Consider the following 8642-nt stretch of genomic DNA (forward strand, 5'->3'; position numbering starts at 1 on the left):
ACCACACCCCCCGCCAGGTCAAATCGAGGGTTGTGTGACCTGCGCCCACCTGCTAAAAAGTAGACCTCACAAATTGCACTCAGTTGAAACTCTGGTGTCCGGGGTGCAGAAAGGGACAAACCCCCCAGGGTGGCTGCCTGACGTCACGAGCCGAAGGTGTGCGGTACCGGGGAATGTTCAGTCGCGGTCCCGGGCATCGCCACTCCGGTTCGCCGGAAATACCAGCGTGCCGTCCTGCCCCCGGCCGTATTCGCCATGAGTTCGCTGTGTCGTGCCGGGCCGTGCCGGCCGTCGAAGCAGTCTCCAGTGCCTTTTTGGAGGGAGACGACTGGGAAGGGAAGCCTCGACCTCATGATTCGCTTCGCCTTACTCGGCCTGGGGCTGGGGGCGATCTACGTCCTCGCCGGCCAGGGCCTGCTTCTGGTCTACCGTGGCTCCGGCGTAGTCAACTTCGCCCAGGGAGCCTTCGCGGCGGTGGGCGCGCTCGCGTTCTACCAGCTGCACGTCGAGTCCGGTGTGCCGACCGCGGTGGCGGTCGTGCTGGCACTGCTCATCTCCGGGCTCGCCGGGACCCTCATGCACCTGCTCGTGATGCGCCCGCTGCGCAACGCCCCACCGCTGACAAGGGTGATCGCGACCCTCGGCATCATGGTGGTGCTGCAGCAGGCCGGCCGCATCATCTTCGGCACCCAGGTCAAGACCGTGCCGTCCTTCCTCCCGACCGACAGCGTGCACCCGTTCGGCGGACCGGCGGTCGGCGCGGACCGGCTGGTGCTGCTGGGCATCGCCGCCGTCATCTCGGTGGTCCTCTGGGCGACCTACCGCTACAGCAAGTTCGGGGCCGTGACCTCGGCGGTGGCGGAGAACGAGCGCACGGCCCAGCTCACCGGCCACTCGCCCGACGTGATCGCCGCCGCCAACTGGACCCTCGGTGCCATGCTCGCCGGGCTGGCCGGCATCCTGATCGTCCCGATCTCCGGGCTCGACATCAACACCCTCGTCCTGCTGATCATCCCGGCGTTGGCGACCTGCGTGGTCGCGAGCTTCGCGTCGTTCCCGATCGCCTTCGCCGCGTCCCTGGTCATCGGCATCACGCAGTCCGAGATCACCAACTACGTCAGCGCCGCCGGCTGGGGCGAGGCGGTCCCGTTCCTGGTGGTCATCCTGGTGCTGGTCGTCCGGGGGCGCGGCCTGCCGCTGCGCAGCCACGTGAACGAGCTGCTGCCCGAGATCGGGACCGGGGTGCTGCGGCCCGGCCGGGTCACGGCCGTACTGGCCGTGGCGCTGCTGGTGATCCTGTCCACCCCGACCAACTGGACCGACGCCTTCACCACCACGATCATCGGGGCGGTCATCTGCGTCTCGCTCGTCGTCGTGACCGGCTACGGCGGCCAGCTGTCCCTCGCGCAGTTCGCCTTCGCCGGCTGGGGCGGCTACGTCGCCTCCCGGCTGGCCGCCACGCACGGGCTCCCCTTCCTGCTGGCCCTGGTCATCGGGATCGTGGCAGCCGTACCCGTCGGTGTCCTGGTCGGCCTGCCCGCGCTGCGCACGCGGGGCATCCACCTGGCCATCGCCACCTTCGGCCTGGCGTACTCCATCCAGGCGGTGCTCTTCCAGAGCGTTCCCCTCACCGGCGGGCTCAACGGGACGGTGGTCGACCCCGCGTCGTTGTTCGGCTGGAGCGTCGACCCCGTCAGCCATCCCAAGCGGTACGCGATCGTGTGTCTGGTCGCGCTGCTGCTCGCAGCCCTGGTGGCGGGCAACATCAGGCGCGGCCGGGCGGGCCGGCGGCTCGTCGCCGTCCGCGGCAACGAACGCGCCGCGGCCTCGCTGGGGATCAGCGTCTACGGCGCCAAGCTCTTCTCCTTCGCGCTCTCGGCGGCCATCGCGGGTCTGGGCGGCGTGCTGCTGTCCTTCCAGGCGGGGGGCTACGTCGACTTCAACCAGTTCAACGTCTTCAACTCGATCTCGGTCGTCATCAACACCGTCATCAGCGGCGTCGGCTTCCTGCTCGGCGGTGTGCTCGCCGGGGCGAGCACCGCCGGCGGGCTGACCCCCAAGATCTTCGGTGAGATCTTCCCGAACGACGACATCAACCAGTACGTGACCCTGGCCCTCGCGCTTTTCCTCACCCCCACGCTGATCCAGTTCCCGAACGGTCTCGCCGCCAGGGTCGCCACTCTGCGGCCACCGGCGGCGCTCACCTTCGGTCGCACCCGCAGACCGCCGGCCGAGGCGGACCAGGGCGACGACGCCTCGGCCGGCTCGGGGAAGGCGCGGGCGTCGATCCCGCCGGCCCCCGCCCACCGGGTGCCGGCGAAGGTCCTCGAGGTACGCGACGTCGCCGTGCGTTTCGGTGGCGTCCAGGCCCTCGGTGGCGTCTCCCTGGATGTCAGGCCCGGCGAGGTCGTCGGGCTCATGGGCCCCAACGGAGCCGGCAAGACCACGTTCATCGACGCCGTCACCGGCTTCAACCGGATCCAGGGCGGCACCATCCAGCTCGACGGGGTTCGGATCGACGGGATGACGGCCCGCCGCCGCGCCCGCCTGGGCATCGGGCGGACCTTCCAGTCGCTCGAACTGTTCGACCAGCTCACCATCCTGGAGAACCTGCGCACCGCCTCCGACCCGCGCGACTCGGCCGCCTACCTCACCGATCTCGTGCGACCCAGGCGCACCGAGCTCACGCCGGCGGCCCGGTCCGCCATCCACATGTTCGAGCTCGTCGACGACCTTGACCGCGTCCCCTCGGTGCTGTCCTACGGCCGCCGTCGTCAGGTGGCGATCGCCCGGGCGATCGCCACCGAGCCGTCGGTCCTGCTCCTCGACGAGCCCGCGGCCGGGCTGAACGAGACCGAGACCCGGGAGCTCTCGGACCTGCTGCGGCGTCTCGTCGACGAGTGGGGCATCGGCATTCTGCTCGTCGAGCACGACGTCCCCATGCTCAACCGCGTCTGTGACCGGCTGGTGGTCATGGACTTCGGCACCGTCATCGCGACCGGCACCCCGGCGGAGATCCGTACCAACCCGCGGGTGATCGCCGCCTACCTCGGCGAGGAGAGCGAGTCCGTGGACGGCGAGTCCGCGGACGGCGAGCCCGCGGGCGACGCGGCCGGGCACAACAAGGAAAAGGAGGAGGTAGCGCGGAGCGTGGTTCAGGAGGTCGTCGGGGAGGCGCGCTGACCGACCTCGTCACTACCAGGATCACGTCAGTCACCGACCCGGATCACGGAAGCGAAGGACCCCTCGGCGATGAAGATGGAAGACATGATTCTGGTGAGCATCGACGATCACTCGATCGAGCCACCGGACATGTACGAGAAGCATGTGCCCGCCAAGTACCGGGACCTGGCACCCAAGGTCGTCCGCACCGAGAGCGGAATCGACCAGTGGGTCTTCCAGGGTGCCGCCACCTCGACACCGTTCGGCATGGCGGCGACGGTCGGGTGGCCGGCGGAGGAGTGGGGCCGTGACCCCGGCACCTACACCGAGCTGCGTCCCGGCTGCTTCGACCTGAAGGCCCGGGTCGACGACATGAACGCCAACGGCGTCCTCGCCTCGATGTGCTTTCCCAGCATGGCCGGGTACAACGCCCGGACCTTCGCCGAGGCGCCGGACAAGCAGCTCTCCCTGATCATGCTGCAGGCCTACAACGACTGGCACATCGACGAGTGGTGCGCCGGCGCGCCGGGACGGTTCATCCCCATCGGGATGCTGCCGATGTGGGACGCCGGGCTCGCCGCCGCCGAGGTGCGCCGGCTGGCGGCGAAGGGCTGCCCGGCGGTCAGCTTCCTGGAGGCCCCGCACGCCCAGGGATACCCCAGCCTGCTGTCCGGCTACTGGGACACGCTGCTCAACGCCGTCGTCGAGACGAACACCGTGCTCTGCCTGCACATCGGGGGCGGTATGGGGCTGCTCAAGCTGCCGCCCGAGGCGCCGGCGGACCACTCGATCATCCTGTCCACCCAGATCATGACCCTGGTGGCGCAGGACCTGCTGTTCGGGGGCGTCCTGCGGAGGTACCCGACGCTCAGGATCGCCTTCTCGGAGGCCGGGATCGGCTGGATCCCGTTCTACCTGGAGCGCGCCGACCGGCACGTGAAGAACCAGCTGTGGCTGCACAACGACTTCGGCGGCCGGCTGCCCTCGGAGATCTTCCGGGAGCACGTCCTGGGCTGCTTCATCACCGACCCGCACGGGCTCAAGGCCCGCCACGAGATCGGGATCGACATCATCGCGTGGGAGTCCGACTACCCGCACACGGACACGACGTGGCCGGAGTCGCCGGAGCTCCTGTGGGGCGAGCTGACCGACGCGAGCGTGCCGGACGACGAGATCCACAAGATCACCTGGCAGAACGCCTGCCGGTTCTTCGGCTTCGACCCGTTCACCACGATCCCGCGCGAGGAGGCCTCCGTCGGGGCGCTGCGGGCGCGGGCGCGCACCGCGCACGTCGACACCACCCGGATGTCCAAGGACGAGTGGCGGCGGCGCAACGAGGCGGCGGGCATCGGGGTGCTGGCCCGATGAGTCAGGACAGCCCGGTCGGCAAGGATGGCGACGGCGGGCAGCTCGCCGGCAGGGTGGTCGCGGTGACCGGCGCGACCAGCGGCTCCGGCCTGGCCATCGCGCGCCGGTTCGCGGCCGAGGGGGCCGAGGTGGTACTGCTGGCCCGCGGCGCGGACCGGCTGAAGGCCCTCGAGGAGGAGCTCGCGCCGCGCGCGGTGGGCCTGCCCACCGACGTCGGTGACCCGGACAGCGTGCGTGCGGCGTTCGCCGCCATCGACAGGCGCTTCGGCAGGCTCGACATCCTCATCAACAACGCCGGTCTGCACCGCCCGTGCCCCTTCGAGTCCGTCACCGACGCCGACATCCTCACCCAGGTGCGCTGCAACCTGCTGGGCCCGGTCTACACCAGCCGGGCGGCGATCCCGCTGCTGCGGGCGGCGGGCGGCGGCGACATCATCAACACCTCGTCCGAGGTGACCATCGAGATGTTCCCGTACGAGGCCGTCTACAAGGCGACCAAGGCGGGTCTGGAGGCGCTCGGCCAGGCGTTGGGCCTGGAGTTCGAGAAGGAGGAGATCCGGGTCACGACCCTGATCCAGGGTGTGGCCCTCGGCGAGGGCGGCGGCTCGACGGACTGGGAGGACAGCGGGGAGCACACCCATCTGGTGTGGCCGCGGCTTCAGGCGGAGGGCACGATCAACCGGGTGATCGGGAAGCACGGCGGGATGACGGTCGAGAGCGTCGCCGACGTCCACGTGTTCATCGCGACCCGGCCGCGGGGTCAGAAGCTCGATGTCGTTCGCGCCCGCAGCTACTAGGGCGATCGGCGCTGGGAGATAGTGGTGGCTGATTTCTACGACGCCCTGCCGGCCGACTACCTCAACCCGGGTCAGACCATGACCGTCGAGGTCGACGGTTTCCCGGTGGCGGTCGCCAACGTGGAAGGCGAGTACTACGCCTTCCAGAACCTCTGCCCGCACCAGGGCAGCACCCTGGGTGGGCGCTCCCTGGAGGAGGGCTGCTTCGTCGTCTGCCCGACGCACGCCAGCCGGTACGACGTGCGCACCGGCACCTGTGTCCGGCCCTCGTCGTCCGACGGGTTCAACCAGGACCTGATGGTCTTTCCCACCCGGGTGGAGGACGAGGTCGTCCAGGTACGGATCTGACCGAAGAGCCCGGCGGGCCCCTGGGGGGCCGCCGGGCTCTTTCGTGTCCTGTCCCGGTCAGGGATCGCCCGCCCTCGTCGGCCGCGACAGCCCCGCCCTATAGGTGGGGAGGCGTTCGGTGTCAGGCGGGTTCCTTGGGCACCATGGGCCAGGTGGACGCCGACCCGCTGATGACCGTGACCGAGGTGGCCGACCACCTGCGCCTGACCGCGTCGTCATGGCGCGCCTACGTCGCGGACGGATCCGCGCCGGCCCCTGACGATCCCGACAGCGATCGGCCCGCCAACCGGCGCCGCCCGCGCTGGCGCCGCTCAACGGTGGACGCCTGGCACGCGCGGCGGCGCCCCCGCGGCCGGTCGTCGGGGACGCCGGCGGCCACGGGGGCGGTCGAGGACGGGTAGGTGGCGAGGCCGTGGACCGAACCGAGCCGGGGCCCGTCCGCGCGCACGTGAAGGCGGGTGCGCGCGGGATGACTCCCACGCTCACCCGCCGGACGTCCGCGGCCGCTCCTTACCGCCGTGCGGAGCGGCCGCGGACGCGACCTTCAGGCGCCGGTGTCCTGCCCGAAGTAGGCGCCTTCGATCTGCCGCAGGTCCCGCCTGGCCTCGGCCGCCGTACCGGCCCACACCACGCTGCCGCGGCGCAGGATGTAGGCCCGGTCGGCGACGCCCAGGGCCTGCCGGGCGTGCTGCTCGACGAGCAGCACGCCCGCGCCGCGGTCGGCGGCCGCGCGCAGCGCGTCCATCAACCTGGTGACGATCTTGGGTGCCAGGCCGAGGGAGAGCTCGTCGGCCAGCAGGACGGCCGGTTCGGCCGCCAGGGCGCGCGCCGTCGAGAGCATCTGCTGCTCGCCTCCCGAAAGCAGGCCGGCCCGCCGCCGCAGCAGCGGCCTGAGCTCGGGGAAGAGCTCCAGCGCCCGTTCCACCGGTCCGGGGCCGATGCGGAGGTTGTCCCGCACCGACAGCTGCGAGATCACCGACCGCTCCTCGGGTACCACCCCGAGGCCGTCGCGCACCCGGTGGTGCAGTGCCCGGTCGGTGGGCTCACCCCGCCACCGGATCTCGCCGCCGAGGCTGGGCAGCGCGCCGGAGAGCGTCAGCAGGGTGGTCGTCTTCCCCGCTCCGTTCGGGCCGAGGATGACGACGATCTCACCCGGCCGGACGTCGAGGCTGACGTTGCGGACGCACGGCACCCGCCGATAGCCGGCGGACAGGTCCGTCGCCTCCAGCACGGGCGCGGTGCCCGCGGACGCGGTGTCGGTGGGCGCGGTGTCAACGGACATCGTCGGTGACCTCCCCCGGGGCGGGCTGGTCGACGGGGCGAGCGGCGGCGCGCACCCGCGGGTCAGGGCGGGGCGCTGGCAGCGGCCCGGGCGTGAGGCTGCTCCTGCCGCCGGTGCTGGACCGGTGGCCGGTCATGGCCTGTTGAAGATCGGGACGAACCCGTCCGAGGTCTGTTCGATCTTGCCGTCCCTGACGACGGCCTCGATCATCTGGTTGTTGAACAGCCGGGGCATGCCCGGGACGGCGGTGAACGGCGTCTTGGTGGTGTAGCCGTCGGGCAGCATCCCGAAGACGTTGAAGTTCTCGAGGTTGCCGAAGGCGCTGAGGACGGACTCGCGGGTGATCGGGCCGTCGATGGTGCGGGCGACCTGCGCGAAGGCCCACGTGTCCAGCCAGCCCATGAGGCCGACCTGGTCGATGGGCTTGCCCGCCTGGTACTTGGCCATCTCCGCGCGGAAGCGCGTCGCCCCCTCCGAGTCGCCGGTGGCGATGGGCAGGCCGGCGGCGACGAGGATGCCGTCGGTCTTGTCGCCGAGCGACTTGAGCGTCTCGGGCACCAGGACGGAGGCGCTGACGGAGAGCTTCTGGTCGAAGTCACCGCCGGCGGTCACGGTGAGCCAGGACGCGAAGTGGGTCGGCATCATCGCCAGGACGACTCCGTCACCGTCGGCGCCGCGGGTGACGGCCGGGGTGAGGTCGGTGGCGGTCACGTCGATCGGGATGCCGCCCTTGACCTGCAGGCCGCGACCCTTCTGCAGGGCGATCTGGTTGAACTGGAGGGCGGCGGCGGCCTGGGCGACGTTGGTGTAGGCGACCTGGATGTCCTTCGCCCCGGCGTCGGCGAGGATGGCGGCCAGACCGGCGCCCTCGGACCCGGCGAGCGGGAACGAGTTCGGCGAGTTCAGGACGGACTGGCTCGACGGCGGCGGGCCGATGTTCGCGACGTGCGCCTGGTTCAGGATCGTGTTGACCTGTTCCTGATACGCATGGTAATCGCCGACCTCGGCGACGATCGACTTGTCGGCGACGAGGTCGCGGGCGCACCCGACGGCCTTGGCCGGGCCGTCGGTGTCGCCGCCGTCGCAGACGGTGATCTTGAGTGGGCGGCCGTTGATGCCTCCCGACGCGTTCACCGCCGCGGCGGCGGCCTGCGCGGCCTGGTAGACCTCGACACCCGGGGTCACGCTGTTCAGTGTGGTGATCACCTGGAGGACGACCGGGTCTCCCTTGAGTCCCGCGGTGTCCGCGCCCGCGTCATCCGAGTCGCTCCCACACGCCGCGAGAGCGGCCGATAACAGCCCGGCGGCGGCGGTGAGTGCGAATAGCTTGCGATGCTTCACGGCGAAGCTTCCCTTCCCGGTTGTCTCCCGCCTGGACGCATGCGGAAGACTGCTTCGGTGGTTGTTCTGGCCCGGCGCCGGGTGACGGGCCCGGGATTCCGGGCCAATGCGGGGCAGGGTGGCGTGGGCTTCTCTCCTGGTCCCGGACGGGTGGCCTCGGGTGGACGGCGTCCACCCGCCGGTGTGTTTCCCGGCTCCGGGCTGGCCTCATCCCGGTCGGGATGTTTTGTCCGTTTCGGGTAGGGTGAGCCAGAGTTTCAACTGAGTGCAATTTGTGAGGTCTACTTTTTAGCAGGTGGGCGCAGGTCACACAACCCTCGATTTGACCTGGCGGGGGGTGTGGT

Annotated in this window: 7 protein-coding genes; 5 read left to right on the forward strand and 2 right to left on the reverse strand. The window is 70.6% G+C overall.

Annotation, left to right across the window (positions count from 1 at the left end; all coding sequences use genetic code 11):
* The first annotated feature begins 351 nt into the window (after nt 1–351).
* The 5 genes from B056_RS35205 to B056_RS35210 all read left to right on the forward strand — a co-directional run bounded on the left by B056_RS35205 (nt 352) and on the right by B056_RS35210 (nt 6076).
* Complete coding sequence (locus tag B056_RS35205) at nt 352–3183, forward strand: branched-chain amino acid ABC transporter permease/ATP-binding protein (RefSeq protein ID WP_018500809.1); 2832 nt, start codon at nt 352–354, stop codon at nt 3181–3183.
* A 69-nt stretch (nt 3184–3252) separates the two neighbouring features.
* Nucleotides 3253–4530, forward strand: coding sequence for an amidohydrolase family protein (locus B056_RS0105035; RefSeq protein ID WP_018500810.1), 1278 nt, complete (start codon nt 3253–3255; stop codon nt 4528–4530).
* Nucleotides 4527–5327: an SDR family oxidoreductase gene (locus tag B056_RS0105040; protein WP_051105544.1), complete on the forward strand. Its 801-nt coding sequence runs from the start codon at nt 4527–4529 to the stop codon at nt 5325–5327. Before B056_RS0105035 ends, B056_RS0105040 begins: the two co-directional genes overlap by 4 nt.
* A 24-nt stretch (nt 5328–5351) precedes the next feature.
* Nucleotides 5352–5675 (forward strand): Rieske (2Fe-2S) protein, encoded by a 324-nt coding sequence (locus B056_RS0105045; RefSeq protein ID WP_018500812.1) that lies wholly within the window; start codon nt 5352–5354, stop codon nt 5673–5675.
* A gap of 143 nt (nt 5676–5818) precedes the next feature.
* Entirely contained in the window at nt 5819–6076 is a 258-nt protein-coding gene (locus B056_RS35210; RefSeq protein ID WP_018500813.1) for a hypothetical protein, read from the forward strand.
* Nucleotides 6077–6219: 143 nt separating this feature from the next.
* On the opposite strand, the gene B056_RS0105055 is transcribed toward B056_RS35210, so the two are convergent.
* Together B056_RS0105055 and B056_RS0105060 are read right to left on the reverse strand one after the other, a co-directional pair.
* A complete protein-coding gene (locus B056_RS0105055) occupies nt 6220–6957 on the reverse strand; it encodes an ABC transporter ATP-binding protein (RefSeq protein ID WP_018500814.1) in 738 nt (245 codons plus the stop codon).
* A gap of 132 nt (nt 6958–7089) precedes the next feature.
* Entirely contained in the window at nt 7090–8298 is a 1209-nt protein-coding gene (locus B056_RS0105060) for an ABC transporter substrate-binding protein (protein WP_018500815.1), read from the reverse strand.
* Nucleotides 8299–8642 lie beyond the last annotated feature (344 nt).

This window comes from Parafrankia discariae (genome assembly GCF_000373365.1).
Taxonomy (GTDB): Bacteria; Actinomycetota; Actinomycetes; order Frankiales; family Frankiaceae; genus Parafrankia; species Parafrankia discariae.